Genomic DNA, 15,312 nt, shown 5'->3' with positions numbered 1-15,312 from the left:
AGCAATTTTGGTTATTGGACTATTTTAGAGTATCCCGGTTGTGACACAAGAGATCAATCTCGGACTTTTTTTCCGGTTTTGCTGGCACCCTCCTGAATCTGTGGCATGTTTGGAACAGCAACCACTGTCGTTGCAACCGTTTCACATTGGAGAACTGGAGAGTTCACATGTCACCCCGTGCGCTGATCTCAACACTTGCTGTCGCTGTGCTTGCGGGTACTGCATCTGCAGACCTGATTGCATTTAACTTTGGCATGAGCGGCGCACAGGAAGTGCCTGCGAACAACTCACCTGCATTTGGTGCTGGTCAGTTGCTCTACGACACAACCACAATGACCTTCGATCTCGATGTGCATGTCTACGGCATCGATCTCGGAAACGTCACAGCTTCGCACCTGCATTCAGCACCCGCTGGAGTATCAGGTCCTGTTGCTATTGGTCTGACTCCAATGCAGGGCGCTTGGGTGAACGATGGCCTCGGGATTCGCCTTGTGCTTGATGACATTTCCATCGGCGCATTCCAGGCAGATCTCTTTGCTGGCAATCTCTACATCAACCTGCACACAGCAGCGTTTCCCGGTGGCGAAATCCGCGGCCAGCTTCCAGCTGTCCCAGCGCCGGGCACGCTCACACTTGCTGGTGCAGGGCTGCTCGCAGCAACGCGCCGTCGCCGCTAATCGACGATGCCAATGAGTTTTCCGGATGTCAGCACCCTTGCGTTTCGCGGGGTGTTGTTTCTTTTCAGGCAGCAGCCCACTCTTGCATGCCCACTTAATCTGAATACTCGATAACTAGGATTGATTATGGCTAGCTCCAAAACCCATACTGAGGAACCTCACCCTCTTCTGCTCTTTGATCTCCTGCAATCACTTGACGCAACCATCATCCCTGAAGACTGCAAAGTACACCTTGCAAGATCAACTGGCATCGATGACCCACTCAATGTTTACTTTGCAGGCGAGTTTGATGAATGGCAGCGCAGCCAAACAAAGCGTAACTTTGGGCGCAAACTTGTCCTGTCACTCATCTCACTCCCATCACCCAACTATTGGCTCTTTGCTGGAGTTCATGATGTCATGGGATACACAGAGAGGGCACGCCGAAACAGGCCGGACAAAAGCATTTACGTATACACGACCTCCCGGCGCGGCAGCACAGATGCCCTCCTCGGTCGAGCAGTTGTTTATTTTAAGAGACCGGGAAGAAACTCGTACCCAAATGCAGACAAATGGTCCCACTTGCTTGCTGTCTCTCACATTCGGGAAGATCGCTTGCGGGTTGTTGAGTTTCCAGGATATATGCAGACGTTGCTGAGCAAACAACACCTCGATATTATTGTCAAAGACCAAACCCCCTCGTGGAAAAGTGCGCTCTCAAGTGTTGCCGGCGTGTATGTAATCACTGATACAAAGACCGGAAAACTCTATATTGGCAGTGCAGTTGGCGAGCATGGCATATGGGGTCGATGGAGCCAGTATTCAAAGACGGGGCATGGAGGGAACCGTGAACTCAAACAACTATTGACTGAACAAGGGCCAGAACATGCAGATTGCTTTCAGTTTGGAGTATTAGAGACAGCAGATACACGAGCAACTGAAAATGATGTGCTGCTTAGAGAATCTCATTGGAAGCGGCTCTTATTAACCCGTGATCATGGCTATAACGCAAACTGACCACAGCACAGACTTTCATCCGCACACCCCGTTTAGCAACTCAAGTCACTTTCATGCGCATCGGCAATGTCCAACTCGAAACCAACCTGCTGCTCGCACCGATCGCGAGGTACTGCGATCTTGCATTCAGAACGATCTGTCGCGAGCAGGGCGGTGTCGGGCTCGCATGCACGGACCTGCTCAGCCCACAGGGGCTCCTGCGCGGCACACAGACAAGCCTTGAGCTTGCGCACACCAACGACTTTGACACGCCGATCTGCATGCAGCTTTACGGATCAGATCCAAAGATCATGGCTGAGGGTGCCAAGTGGGCGCAGGACCACGGTGCAACGATCATCGACATCAACATGGGATGCCCCGTCGACAAGGTCACAAAGAAGGACGGCGGCTCGAAGCTGATGTGCGATATCCCGCGCGCAATGCACATTGCTGAGGCGGTGACTCGTGTGATCTCCGTCCCACTCACATGCAAGATGCGTCTCGGCTGGACAGAGGAAGACAAGCAACGCAATGTTGCAGGCACGCTGGCATGCCAGTTGATCGATGGTGGCGCAGCAGCCATCACAGTGCATGGCAGAACAACAGAGCAGAAGTTTTCAGGCGAGGCGGATCTGCCTGGGATCAAGCGTGTTGTTGACACAGTGCGCGCACACGTAGGCGATCGAGTGCCCGTCATTGGGAATGGCGACATCACATCACCCGAAGCTGCACAGCGCATGCTGCGCGAAACTACCTGCGATGGCATCATGATCGGAAGAGGTGCCCTCTCAAAGCCGTGGATCTTCCGGGACTGCTGGGCACATCTTCAGGGCAATGCTGTCCCGGCACAGCCAAGCGATGCAGCGCAGATTGAGATGATTCGTCGGTTCTTCGATCTCATGTTACGTTATCGGTCTGAGCGAGCGGCAATGAATCAGATCCGCCAGAGAATATCTCTTATGGGCAAACACATTGCCGGAGGACATTGCAAAGCCCTGAAAGAGGCCATCAGAACGGCAGCCTCGCCTGACGACGTTCATCAGGCTTTGTACGGATTTCTTGCCGGAATTCTCACTCCGATGCATCAGAATGACGTATCTGGATCCAATGCCCCGGTCTATCCGCGGGCATCGGTTGGTTGAAGTTCGGACCTTCGGAACGTCGTTGCGCAGATGAAATTTCCCACCAAACCCAACAGATTTCGCATACCCTGTACGCGAGGGAAGTTTTCCCTTGTGCAAGGATGATTCATGGTGGAACGTGGTGTTGTCATGTCCGATGACATCGACCTGACAGGGTTTCCACCAAACGTCCGAGAGCAAGGGAGCGTTTCAAACACATTTCACGGCATTCAGTGCCAGCGTTTGCATCGAAATACGAGAGTACAGCCATGAACACGAAGCAGATTGTCAGTCTCATTCTCGCGAGCACCGGGTTTGCAACATGCAGCCTTGCGCAGGGACTCCAGCCGGCCGGTCCAACCAGGCCAGCAGTGACTCCGACCACCGTCACACCACTGCCGCAAACAACACCAAACGATGGCACTCCGGTCCCCACCGGCCCGGCTGGCGAGTTGCATCTTGACGACAATGTGCTCGATCTTGGCATCATCCCGGACACGGACAAGGTCACGCGCAAGATCCCGTTTACAAACACCGGTCAGGGAGCGTTGACTATCACACGTGTGCAGGCACACTGCGGCTGCACAACACCAGAGCTTGATAAAACGGTCTATGAGCCCGGTGAAGCTGGTGAGATCACAGTTACATATGACCCAAACGGCAAGCACGAAGGTCCGCAGGCAACATCAGTGGACATCTACACCGACAACCCATCACAACAGCGAGTCCCGATACAGGTTGTTGCACACATCCTCCCGCTTGTCTCTGTAGATCCTACGTTTGTTTCATTCCAGAACATCGACAAGGGTGCTGTGATTTCGCAGCCCGTCACGATCCGCGGTCGCATGCCCGGATTTAAGGTCACCTCTGCAACAGCAAATGTGGGCGATGGGATCTCGGTTGAGATCATCGACACAACCGAGATTGAAAACGAAAAGGGCGAGAAGATCACGGAAGTCTTCGCACTTGTCACGCTCGATGGCACACGAAGCCCGGGACGTATCGGCGGGAACGTGACGTTCTTTACCAACGACGAACGTCGCCCGACACAGGCTGTCTCGGTTACGGGCATGGTGCTTGGTGATGTTCGCAGCAACATGACACAGTGGCGACTTGGCAATGCCATGCAGCCGGAGTCTGTCTTCACGCGCACCGTTCGACTCACCCACCGTCTCGGTCGGGACTTCAAGGTTGTTGATGTGAAGGAACGCCAGTCAACGCCGAACGACGCAACCGTCCAGTGGACCGTCGTCCAGCCCGATCCAGATCGTCCCGACGTGCTCGATGTCAAGCTCACACTTATCGCAAACGCACGCATGGGCACACAGGTTGGCGAGTTGAGCATTCTCACAGACGTCAAGGATGAGCCGCCAATCACGGTGACATACTTTGGCAACGTGAAGGACATTGGGCAGGAACCCGCGACGGCTGCAACGACTGCGCCAGCAACTGTTCAGCCGACAACAACCGGACGCGATTCAGATCACTGATCCCGCATCAATCGTGTGCTCGATACGCTGCTCCAACTGGAGTTCACTCATGAATGTACGCTTGCATCGTGCAGCCGCGCCACTCGTCCTTGGTGTGTGCTGCGCTACCACACTTCTGCTGACACCGCACGCTGCGATTGCGCAGTCAGACGAGACGCCAGCGCCAACACCGCTGCCGCACATTGAGTTTGAATCCGAAACCGGGTTCGACTTTGGACGCATACTTGACACAGAACACCAGTCCGCATCGTTCGTGTTCAAGAACAACGGCACCGCGCCCTTGCGGATTCTCTCAGTCACATCAACGTGCGGCTGCACCGAACCCGAGATCGACGGCATCACAATGCCATCAAAGAAGGGGTCACCGATTGATGGTGCGATCTATCAGCCCGGCGAAGGCTCGACAATCAGAATCAAGTTCAATCCGCTCGGTAAGTCCGGCGACAACACACAAACCGTTACGATCATGACGAATGATCCCTCTAGGCCGAAGATCGAACTGCCCGTGAAGGCATTCGTTCAGCCGGTGGTCTCGCTTGATCCTGTCGCACTCTCCGTTGGACAACTTGAGCGTATCAGCGAGAGTGAATGGACGGTCAACATCATCAGCACGGACATCCCGGACAAGGAAGTTCCATTCGCGGTGGAACGCGCGAGTGTCACTGGCCAACCTGACTTTCATGTCACGGTTGGTGATCGCACCCGCATCAACACCGAGTTTGGTGAGGCGTGGAATCAGGCATTGATCCTGCGTTACACCGGCGGCGCTCAGGCCCGTCATGTGCGGGGGTCCATTGTCATTCGCACGAACGATGAGTCACGCTGGCTGCTCTCCATCCCGTTCGAGGGTGATGTACTCGGCGATCTCCGCGCCAACACAAAGTCAATCCGCCTTGGCAACAACATTGAGTTGGGATCTGATCTCACAAAGTCTGTTGTTGTCTTCCACCCCGAAGGAAAAGCCTTTGGTATCAAGGCTGTGCTCGACGGTACATCCCGCAGACCGCTTGCGTTCTCGACATCGCCCGCTGACACCGAGGAAACTCCAAAGGGTATCGATATCTCGATGCCATTCCCGACATCGCGTCCAGGGCCCGTTCGCGGCAAGGTGCTGGTTGTGACAGACTTGCCTGGCGAACCACCGATTGAAGTTTCGTACTTCGGCAACATCGCCATCCCGGAACGTAAGCCGGTGGAAACCGGACCCGTAGGACCACAAACGGGAGAGAACAAGTGAAATGTACGTCACATTCAACCCGTCCTGGTCACGTTGTTTCGTTCGTTGTGACTGTGCTTGCGATCATCGGTGTAGTGTTTATTGTCAGTGCGGCAAACCTGATGTCGCGCCCCGTGAAAGTAAAGCCAACAGCTGTTCTCGTTGAACAGCCAGACAACAACACCCAGAATATCGAAACAGAAACCGAAGCAGAGAACCAGACACCTCCTGAGCATACTGGCTCTCCCACAGAGCAGGGAACCGACCCCTCCACAACAAACCCTGCTACATCGGAACAAACCAACACAGAAACCCCCAAGGTTGACCCACAGATACCGGTAACAAATCCTGCCAACACTCCAACCGTCAAAGTCGACCCAGCAAGTGTCGAAGGCGGCATCTCACTTGAAGCAGCATACAAGTTGTATGAGGAAGGTGCTCTGTTTATCGACACTCGTCACACAGAGCTCTTCAACGAGGGTTCTGTTGCTGGTGCGTTCCGTCTGACGGTCCAGAATGTCACAAGCGGCGACTTTGGAGACGTGCTCACATTCCTGCAGGGCGATCCAGAGCAGATCGCAGTGATTTACTGCTCTGGCGGCGAATGTGACGAATCGGTGATTGTCAGAGAAAAGTTGGTTTCCTCATTCCCGAACCTGAAGATCATGGTTGATGGTTTCCCAGCGTGGAAAGCCGCAGGATACCCCGTGCAATAAACAATCAGCGAACCCCGGAGTCTGTCTGCGTGAGAAACAACGGTCCAATGTCATATCTCCTGCTTGTGCTTCGCCTCGCGCTTGGTGGTGTGTTTCTTTTCGCTGCATACCAGAAGCTTGGACCCGATGTCATACCAAACCTTGCTGACCCGAATGTAAAAAACACAGCGGTGATCACGCCGGTCAATGACTTTGCAACGTCCATCAAGGCGTTCGACATTGTCCCCGACCACATGATCCCGATTCTCACGTACGCGATCCCGTGGACCGAAGCGATCTGCGGCGCACTGCTGATACTCGGACTCCGCACGCGAGCATCTGCGTTCCTGCTCATGGCACTCCTCGGAACATTTATCTGGGCAATCGTGCAGGTTGTCCAGAGTGGTGAGCACGTCGAGTGTGGATGCTTTGGGAAGATCAACTTCCCGTGCGAAGCTCGAATCACCGATGGCAGGTGCCAAATCATCAGAAATGGCGTCCTGACAGCTGTTGCTGGCATCCTGTTCCTGTTCGGCCCTGGTGCTGTCGCATTCGACGGGGTTATCAACCGGTCCAAGCGCCGGTCCAAGCACGCTTCACAGGCAAAGCCGGTCGGCAAGCCCGTCGAGAAGGTCTGAGAAAGGCCCAGAACCCGTCCGCTGCTCCACACAACTTGAGCCTACGTGCCCAAGGCCCTAGCATTGCGGCCCGTCGTCTCTGGCAGGTGCCGGTCGTCCCGACACCAATCCCCGGAGACCACAGTCCACGACGGATCGGAGTGTTTTCGATATGAGCAAGATGCAGCGTTTCAGCCCGGTTGGCCAGCCCACCCGTTTCCTTAAGACCAGCGGTGCTGGCAAGGCATACTGCGACTGGAAGGATGTTGACGCACTCCGTCGCATGATGAGCCCCAACGGCAAGATCTACGGGCGCAAGCGTCTCGGCGCAACAGCCAAGGAGCAGCGCCAGATTGCACAGGCTGTCAAGCGTGCCCGGTACATGGGTCTGCTTCCCTACACCTCAGCAACACTCTAAACTCTGCCATGACAACCACAGGCGATACTGATCCCGCGCAGACGACATCGTCCGCTCGGGATTTTTCAATGTTCCGATCAGAGCTTGCAAAGATCGCTGCTGGCGCGTCGCACGATGAACGCATGCGACTGTTCTGCGATGCAGCATGGAACTGCTTTGGTAATGATCAGCTGGGGACAGGGCGTAACATCTCATGGATCGGGTTCTATGTCATCAGCAATGACACGTCTGAGATGCTGCTGACACATCGCCGCAACAAACCTGCATGCTCACCCATTGGTTTGCAAGGTGCGTGCGGGCAGTCATGGGCAGCAGCACAGACGCTTGTCGTAACGGATGTAGCGCATCTTGGCAAGGGATACATCGCCTGTGATCCAAGAGACAAGGCAGAACTTGTCATACCAGTTCTTGAGGCAGACGGCACCTGCATCGGTGTCCTTGACGCAGACAGCTATGACTCCCACGCATTTACCGAGCATGATGCACGTGAGTTCCACGCCGCCCTTGTTGCGTGCAACATAACGCACAATCAGTCCCCGCCAATCAGAGTCATCTGAATGGTGGCTCTGACTCAAAGCACACGCGTTCATCTGTTGCTGGATCGATAAACGAGAGTGCGCTCGCGTGCAGCATCATGCGATGCCCCTGCCCGGACCTTCCATAGAGCGGATCACCCACAATCGGACATCCAATCCCACCGGATACCCAACCCGTTGCACAATGCACGCGGAGCTGATGGGTTCTTCCCGTGATTGGATAAAGCGCAATATGTGTATGGACAGAAAGATCATCACTCGTGCAGTTACACGGAGCTGTTCGCCAGAACGTTGTAGCGGGCTTTCCAGCACGATGTACAACGCGCTTTACATGCTCGTCACCTTCCGGTTCGGTATCGATCACATCCCGCATGTCTGCAATCGGCAGTCTCACCGCACCTGATTGCTCAAACGGAGTACCGAGCACAATCGCGCTGTATCGCTTGTATACGAGACGATCACGAAACTGCTTTGAAAGGTTTGCATGCGTATGCGGATCGAGCGCAACCACGACCAGACCCGATGTTTCACGATCAAGCCGATGCACCACCATTGGCCCCGTGGAGGGAGGGATCATCTCTCGAACCTGCCCCACGACGGTTGATGTGTCATCGAGTCGAGCGCTTGTGCCGGTTGGGATCCCAACCGGTTTCTCAACGACAACCCAGCTGTCAGTCTGTGACCAAAGACGACAGGAATATCCACTATTTTCTTGTTGAGACATGGTCTCAATACGACTTTTCATTGGACACGCCTATCCTCACCCGAAATACACATCGGCTGAGACGGCTTTGATCGTCTCACAAGGTCGGTCTTTCGTCACAGGAGGGGTCCATCATATGAATCGTGCCTTCCAATGCACGCCGTTTGCTGTATCAGTCATTGCATCCCTGCTTGTCGCCAGCAATGCAACCGGCCAGCATAATGATATCTCTGGCGCCCCAGGACAACCTCCACTCGATTGGCACTCACTTGAGGCGCCGCTCCTGACAAATCACACGCAACTTACTTCTGCAGCACAGTTTATGAAAGCTGGCGAAGCGTACTTCTCGCCGAACATGGAGCGGGTGATCTTTCAGGCGATCCCTGTGCCTGCACCGGGCACAGAACCTGACAAGCACTACTCCATGTACGTTGCCAACTTCAGCCATGACGCTGAGGGAGTCATCACAGGGCTCAACAACATCCGCAGACTGTCTGAGCCAGGCTCATCAAACACGTGCGGCTGGTTCCATCCAATCGAGCACAACAAGGTGCTCTTCGCATCAACAATCGTGCCACCAGTATTCAACGGCAAGGCAGGGTACCAGAAAGATGGTAGCCGATACGCGTGGGCATTCCCTGAAGAGATGGACATCGTCACCGCAACGATGGCATCCGACGGCACGCTGCGCGAGCCAGCCCGTGCTCGCTTTGTGCTTCCCGGATATACCGCGGAGGCAAGCTGGTCGAAGGACGGCAGGCACATCCTTTATGCGCAGATGAACGAGGAACGCAGCGAACTGATCGGCAAGCACGACCTTGATATCTGGGTGTACGACACGCAGCAGAACGAACATCGCTTGCTTGTCAGCGCACCAGGGTACGACGGCGGGCCCTTCTTTTCGCCGGACGGGAAACGCATCTGTTACCGATCTGATCGTCGCGGCAACGACATGCTGCAGGTGTATGTCTCTGATCTTGTCTATAACGACACCGGTGCAATTGTTGGGACAAGCGCGGAATACCAGTTGACCGACGGTCCGAACGTCAACTGGGCACCATACTGGCATCCGTCAGGCGAGTACATGGTCTACGCGTCCAGCGAGGTTGGGCATTTTAACTACGAGGTTGTTGCAGTTCGCTTTGATGCTGAGAAGCTCTCATCAGGCCAGCGTGTCTCCGATGTTGATCGTGTGCGAATCACGTATGCGAACGGCGCGGATGTGCTGCCCGTCTTCAGCCCGGATGGCAGGTACATGATGTGGACAGCGCAACGGGGTGAGCGCGTTGGCAGTGAGCAGAAGCCATCGAGCCAGATGTGGATTGCTGACGTGAATCCATCACTCACAACTGAACGCTTGTTCCGGTTTATCTCAGAAGCAGACGCATTGCGCGTTGCAACAGCAGCACTTGAGATGCAGGCAACATGGGCGGTGGAAGCAACTTTCGACGCACAGTGGAACGATCTCGGATGGGTTATCGAGGCTGCACCACCGATGAGTTCGTCGGATCAGCAGTCGTGGCGCTTTGTCCTTGCACGTGACGGTAGATTGCTGTCGTCAAAGGCGTTCACGCCTGATGCAGATGAGGGCAAGCCTGCAACAGCCTCTCATTCATACCACCAGGAGCGTGACTCAAAGTAGTCTCTGTGCGTGTATGATACTGCATGGAATCAGCTCAGGCACACGTCCCATCGTCCGTTTCAGCATCAATGCAGGCACTTGTCGCTGGCATTGTTGACTATGCTGGCATGTTTCCGCCAGCAAAGCTCGATCCCCAAACCACGGTCGAGAACTTTGCGCGCGATCGCATGGGTACCCACGCCTTCATGCAGGGTCGTCTTGTCTGGCCCGCGTCAAAGATTGACCATCTTGATTCGCACGGCGCCGCACTCATGCCGGGAACATACGCCACCAGCGGTTACCGTGAGCATGCTGACATAGGTGAGCCGTGGCGCATCACGCTTGTTGGTGATCTACCTATTGACGAGTGCGTCAGAACGATCAACGCATTCAACGAGAAGCACTCGATCGAGCAGCACGGGCTTGCCATTATCGATTCACTTGAGACGAAACTTGACAGTTCAGCAGACATCGATGACCTGATCGACACGATCCCCGATGATGTGTACCCGTTCTTTGAGATCAACTGGAGGCAGGATCCGCGAGGTCTGATCGCAGCGCTTGCGGGCACCGAGAGCGCTGCCAAGATCCGCACGGGCGGTGTCACACCAGATGCATTTCCAACCTCAGAAGCTGTCGCGGCGTTTGTCTCTGCGTGCGCACTGGCAAATGTGCCGTTCAAAGCAACCGCCGGACTACATCATCCGATCCGTGCGGAGTACAGGCTCACATACGAGGACAACCCGCCTTGCGGCACGATGCACGGGTTTGTGAATCTGTTCCTCGGCGCGGCGATGCTTCACGCACTGAGACTGGAACCGGATGTCTACATGCAGATCCTCAACGAGACCGACGCAAGTGCGTTCTCGTTTGATGACAATATCGCATCGTGGCGGGATCGAACCATCTCGGTCGAACAGATTGCCCACGCGCGTGAGCGTCTGTGCATGTCGTTTGGTTCGTGCTCGTTCGCTGAGCCTGTTGAGGATCTGACAAGACTCGGCTGGCTCTGAGCTCAGGGACACATTGGCATTAACGCTGGCGCTCAAGCATCTTCATTTGTGCATTGATCTGCCTGCGAAGCATGGTCCGCATGGACTGGGCTTGCTTCTGCGTCATACCAAGTGCCTTGAGATCAACCGACATCGCATCGACCCACTCGTCGCTCTTGTGGACGTAACCGAACTCGGTCTCAAGCCGTGCCTGCACGTCACGAAGATGGCCCGCACCGTAGATAATGCCGAGATTTTTCACCTCTGGCTCGTGCTCAATCACATGTGCAACATCAGCAAGCAATACGTCGTTGCGCTGTTCGAGGATTACCTGCATCAGCGTGCCCATCTCGCCGGGAAGTGCGCCGAGCAGATCTTCTGCGCTCCCAAGCATTTCAACGAGAGCAAGCTTTGCGGTCTCGCGCATGGTCTTGCTCTTGCCGATCAGCTTCAGGAAAAACCCAGCGATCTTCGTGCCGATCGTGTTACCCTGGAGTGTGTCCATGAGCTCGAAGCTTGTCACGCCAGCCTCATCAAGACGTTCCATCACCTGATCAATCGATAGATCAGAGTTGCGCCAGTTCGGCCCGGACTCATCCATCGCATCAAGCTGGAACACAAGCCCGAGGCTCTCAGCCAGAATCGTCTGGATGCCTTCTGTATCTGTCTCCATCGCGTAGACACCATCAGACGCTGGATCGATCACGATGTCATCGTTGTTGTGAAGCTCACCATCGGAGCCAGCACTGCGCAGCTCGAACGTGCCTGTCTCCAGATCTCTTTCATACACAAGTTGATGGCCCCAGGCATCCTCACCGATGCCTGCAATAACACGCCCGATACGCTCATCAACACCTTCAGAAAGCTCGTTGAGTGTCTCTGGATATGCGCGGTGAGATGCCTTGTATGTCACAACAGAAGAACCGAGGAACTTCATGCGTCTTTCTGTGAACTCGTTGCGATCGCGCTCGGTCATGTCCTTTTCGTGCGCGATGTAGCCAGCGCCAGTCGGTCGAACACCCTCGAAGAGGACAAGGTCCTTCGCATCAAGCATCTGCTGTATGGCGTCGTAAAAAGACCGATCGCCGATGTGGATCGCTGCAAATAATGTAATTGTCGGACCCTGACCATCTGCAGGAACCAGAGTTCTGACAGCCATCTGCATGGTAACAGATGTCGGATCATCCACAACCTGCATGAATGGCGCAATATCAGGAGTCTGATCGTCGGTCTTCTGCGCATCAGACTGCGCAAAGGCAGAACCAGCAATCAACGCAAAGCCCGCTGCGGTCGCCCACGCGATCATGCGCCTGCCGAAGCGTCCGGTGCGATGTAGGAGTGTTGTGGGTGTTTCAATGCTGTCTGTCATCACATGTCCTCCACACTGCACTGCTGGTTTGCGGTCTGCCAGCCATACGATTCGAGATTGCGTGGGTTTCGTTTCACATCGGTTGGATGCATCGGATCCCACAAACAGTACACTGCGCAAGCAAGTTGCGATACACCCGATGTTCCTGATAACAAAGTGCTGAGTTTGGAGCAACTTGTTGAAATGGGTATTCCACCACGCTGTCCGATCTCTTCGCGTTCCGCTGCTCGTGCTGTGCTTTGGTGCTCTGCAGGGTTGTATCACCGTGCCATACTGGAATCCGGACTTTCCTGCAACCCGTGAACTGGTCAGGGAAGAAATGCTCCGGATGGAGCAGGAGCACGTTGATCGACCTCGACCGCTGGTCATTCTGAGCGGGTATCGATCGCCATGGATCGCTGCCGATGTGCTTGGGGTGCGTCTCCAGGCGCTTGCCCACATTCCAGATGACCAGATCCTTGTGATGTCCTACCCGTTTGCGACATCGATCCCCGATCTAGCTGAGCGTGCTGTGAAAAACGTTGAGAAACACTGGCCGAGCAGCGATCCAAACTGGACAACCGAGGTCGATGTCATCGGATACTCGATGGGAGGTATCGTCGCCCGGCTGGCAGCAACAGATCCGATGCCATGCTCCTGCGGCTCAACATGCCGTTGCAATCAACGAAAGCGACTTCGTATCCATACGCTTTACACGCTTGCATCGCCACACACTGGCGCAGTACTCGCAGATTTCGGTACAACATCATCCGCGGTTCGCGACATGACCCGCGGTTCAAAGCTGCTCACCTATCTTGATGAAGCGCTCAAGCGAAACGAGTACGAACTCGTCTGCTACGCTGTTCTTGAGGACAAGATTGTTGGATCACGAAGAACGTACCCTCAGGGGCACCTGCCTTACTGGGTGAGCGGGTGGATAATCGCATCGCACTTCCAGATCGTCTGGGATGGCAGGGTGATTACAGACCTTGCGCTGCGACTGCGAGGTGAGACGCCGATCTCGATCAAACCAACACTCCCACCGCGTCATGAGTGATGCAGAAAGTTCTGTTCTGCACGTGCTGCACGATCAATAAGCTGGTTCAAACGTTCCTGCCGATACGCAGGATCGGACATATAGCCTCGAACCGGCACTTCATACACCGGGCGATCAGCGCTCTGTTCTGCAGCAGCTTCAGTTGCCTTCACTTCAGCCCACGGATCACGTGGCACAGGCACAACGCGCCGCTCCTGCGTCATTGGTGAGAGTTGCCGTTCGGACTTCGACATCTCGTACCATCCGAGCCACGATCCGGACGTATCGATTGTCATGTTGTCAGGCAGATCGCCAAGGTAATACGTGGTATCCAGCGGTGGCAGCGCCATCACATACGATTGATCTTCCTGCTGCAGTAGCGCGTATTCTGACTGATCAAAGACCGCCGTCACAGCACCGGATTTTCTCGCAAGAAATGGAATCTTGCGTCCGAACGCATCAATGCGGATGCCACGATACACCTTCGACCAGTTATCCTCCTGACGAAGATCAACGGAGAGATCGACATACAGCGGTGCATCAATCGGCGAGATATCGCCAAGACCCTGTGGCACCGTCTTTGGAGTACCCACCTGTGCAGCACACGAGTAGGCCAAAATCGTGCACGCGATGCACGACAACACTGGCTGACTTGATGTCAAAGCAGGAATGGACATCTCACCTCAGAATAACCAGAATCTTTATCGACAGGGTTTCCGTTTCACGGAGTTCATCTATCTTTCGGCCTGTCGCTTTCCAGAGGTACATCGCCTCAATGAGCGGTCGATCCACATCGGGGTATCCAGTCCCCCGACCGACGAACCTCACACCTCTGCGCACAACCTCCCCATTGCTTCCGAACGTGATATCAACGATGGGGTTTGAGGGGCTTGTTGACAGGAGTGTTGTTGTCGTGAACTTCGGCTTGTACGTTGTTATTCGGACACCTTCGGCGCTCAACGGTTTTCCGGGTTCCCATCGGAGTGGTTCATTCTCGCTGGATGCGTCCGACTCACGAGAACCGTTCCCCGGCCCCTCATTCCCGGAAGGGGGGTTTGCCTGCTGAACCAGTGCGGTGCGTTCGGCGTCTTCCCGCTGTTGCTGCTCACGTTCCCGTTGCGCCTGCTCCTTCTCAGCTTGGTTGCGCTGCTGTTCGAGTTGTTCCTGAGCTGTTGCCAGTTGCTTTGTGACAGCCAGCGCGAGCCGCTCAGCAAGCGATGTCATGACATCGGTCGTCTTTGCCAGTTCCTCTGCCAATGCCTGAGCGGACACGGTCAACCGAATGTCGATCGGCTTTGCTTGCTGCACCAGTTCTGCTTGTGATTGCTCTACCTCAACAGACTCTGAAAGCTCGCCCCCGATGTCCTGTTCCATTTGTGTTGTCGACGACTTCGTTACCTGATGCTCGCTCTCCTCGGTAGCGCCCAGCCATGTCACCTTGATTGGAGAGGGCTTGGCCTCACCGAGTTTGACGAGTTGGGTGTTGTGGGCGATCTCGGGAATATCCGAGGAGACCACCAGACTCGCTGGAACCCGGAACGCTATCAGAACCATGGAAGCATGCAGCAGAACGCTCGCAAGTAGCGCAAGCACAATGGTGTGCGATCGGGATTGTTCAAGAGAGCCAACCATATGAACCCGATCATAGTACGAACCATTACGGATCGCCTCGGGCAACTGTTCCGACATCAACACAGTACGAACTCACAATGAGACTCGTTCGTTCCATCCAAAGTGACCTGCTTCTGTCCTGAGACCACCCAGCAGATTCAGATTCAGCACAAATTCCTGCTTCCAACTGTCAAAACAGCAAAGAAACAGCCAACAAAGGCTGTACATCGTGTATCCTATGTGCGCGATGTGCTGG

16 protein-coding genes are annotated in these 15,312 nt (G+C 54.9%); 12 read left to right on the top strand and 4 right to left on the bottom strand.

Annotated elements, in window-relative coordinates; genetic code table 11:
• The first annotated feature begins 167 nt into the window (after window positions 1-167).
• The 9 genes from H6815_11100 (at window position 168) to H6815_11060 (ending at window position 7,766) form a co-directional block, all read left to right on the top strand.
• Window positions 168-677, top strand: coding sequence for a CHRD domain-containing protein (locus tag H6815_11100; protein MCB9860983.1), 510 nt, complete (start codon window positions 168-170; stop codon window positions 675-677).
• Between the two features lie 126 nt (window positions 678-803).
• On the top strand, window positions 804-1,673 hold the full coding sequence (locus H6815_11095; GenBank protein MCB9860982.1) for a GIY-YIG nuclease family protein: 870 nt from the start codon (window positions 804-806) through the stop codon (window positions 1,671-1,673).
• A 53-nt stretch (window positions 1,674-1,726) separates the two neighbouring features.
• Window positions 1,727-2,794, top strand: coding sequence for a tRNA-dihydrouridine synthase (locus H6815_11090; GenBank protein MCB9860981.1), 1,068 nt, complete (start codon window positions 1,727-1,729; stop codon window positions 2,792-2,794).
• A gap of 248 nt (window positions 2,795-3,042) precedes the next feature.
• Window positions 3,043-4,263 (top strand): DUF1573 domain-containing protein, encoded by a 1,221-nt coding sequence (locus tag H6815_11085; GenBank protein MCB9860980.1) that lies wholly within the window; start codon window positions 3,043-3,045, stop codon window positions 4,261-4,263.
• 49 nt (window positions 4,264-4,312) lie between these two features.
• A complete protein-coding gene (locus H6815_11080) occupies window positions 4,313-5,500 on the top strand; it encodes a DUF1573 domain-containing protein (GenBank protein ID MCB9860979.1) in 1,188 nt (395 codons plus the stop codon).
• Window positions 5,497-6,195 (top strand): hypothetical protein, encoded by a 699-nt coding sequence (locus tag H6815_11075; GenBank protein ID MCB9860978.1) that lies wholly within the window; start codon window positions 5,497-5,499, stop codon window positions 6,193-6,195. Before H6815_11080 ends, H6815_11075 begins: the two co-directional genes overlap by 4 nt.
• Window positions 6,196-6,224: 29 nt before the next feature.
• Window positions 6,225-6,812: a DoxX family protein gene (locus H6815_11070; GenBank protein ID MCB9860977.1), complete on the top strand. Its 588-nt coding sequence runs from the start codon at window positions 6,225-6,227 to the stop codon at window positions 6,810-6,812.
• 160 nt (window positions 6,813-6,972) lie between these two features.
• A complete protein-coding gene (gene rpsR / locus H6815_11065; GenBank protein ID MCB9860976.1) occupies window positions 6,973-7,209 on the top strand; it encodes a 30S ribosomal protein S18 in 237 nt (78 codons plus the stop codon).
• 8 nt (window positions 7,210-7,217) lie between these two features.
• Window positions 7,218-7,766 carry a hypothetical protein gene (locus H6815_11060; GenBank protein MCB9860975.1) on the top strand — a complete coding sequence of 183 codons (549 nt, stop codon included), beginning with the start codon at window positions 7,218-7,220 and terminating at the stop codon, window positions 7,764-7,766.
• On the opposite strand, the gene H6815_11055 is transcribed toward H6815_11060, so the two are convergent.
• Window positions 7,759-8,490: an RluA family pseudouridine synthase gene (locus H6815_11055; protein ID MCB9860974.1), complete on the bottom strand. Its 732-nt coding sequence runs from the start codon at window positions 8,488-8,490 to the stop codon at window positions 7,759-7,761. The genes H6815_11060 and H6815_11055 overlap by 8 nt on opposite strands.
• 94 nt (window positions 8,491-8,584) lie before the next feature.
• On the opposite strand from H6815_11055, the gene H6815_11050 reads away from it, so the two are divergent.
• Window positions 8,585-10,090 (top strand): PD40 domain-containing protein, encoded by a 1,506-nt coding sequence (locus H6815_11050; protein MCB9860973.1) that lies wholly within the window; start codon window positions 8,585-8,587, stop codon window positions 10,088-10,090.
• Between the two features lie 23 nt (window positions 10,091-10,113).
• The gene (locus tag H6815_11045) at window positions 10,114-11,082 is read left to right on the top strand and encodes a hypothetical protein (protein MCB9860972.1); all 969 of its coding nucleotides are present in this window, start codon (window positions 10,114-10,116) and stop codon (window positions 11,080-11,082) included.
• Window positions 11,083-11,101: 19 nt separating this feature from the next.
• Here the strand turns inward: H6815_11045 and H6815_11040 are convergent, their stop codons facing one another.
• Window positions 11,102-12,430, bottom strand: coding sequence for a type II secretion system protein GspG (locus tag H6815_11040; protein MCB9860971.1), 1,329 nt, complete (start codon window positions 12,428-12,430; stop codon window positions 11,102-11,104).
• 178 nt (window positions 12,431-12,608) lie between these two features.
• Between H6815_11040 and H6815_11035 the strand changes: the two genes are divergently transcribed.
• The gene (locus H6815_11035) at window positions 12,609-13,466 is read left to right on the top strand and encodes a hypothetical protein (protein MCB9860970.1); all 858 of its coding nucleotides are present in this window, start codon (window positions 12,609-12,611) and stop codon (window positions 13,464-13,466) included.
• Here H6815_11035 and H6815_11030 read toward each other — a convergent pair.
• Window positions 13,457-14,122: a hypothetical protein gene (locus H6815_11030; protein ID MCB9860969.1), complete on the bottom strand. Its 666-nt coding sequence runs from the start codon at window positions 14,120-14,122 to the stop codon at window positions 13,457-13,459. The two genes, H6815_11035 and H6815_11030, sit on opposite strands and share 10 nt — an antisense overlap.
• A 1-nt stretch (window position 14,123) precedes the next feature.
• Entirely contained in the window at window positions 14,124-15,077 is a 954-nt protein-coding gene (locus H6815_11025) for a hypothetical protein (GenBank protein MCB9860968.1), read from the bottom strand.
• Window positions 15,078-15,312: the final 235 nt, after the last annotated feature.

The sequence above is a fragment of the Phycisphaeraceae bacterium genome (assembly GCA_020639155.1).
Classification (GTDB): Bacteria; Planctomycetota; Phycisphaerae; order Phycisphaerales; family UBA1924; genus JACKHF01.
Note: the sequence above shows the minus strand (reverse complement) of the source record. Positions and strands in the feature narration are given on the sequence as shown.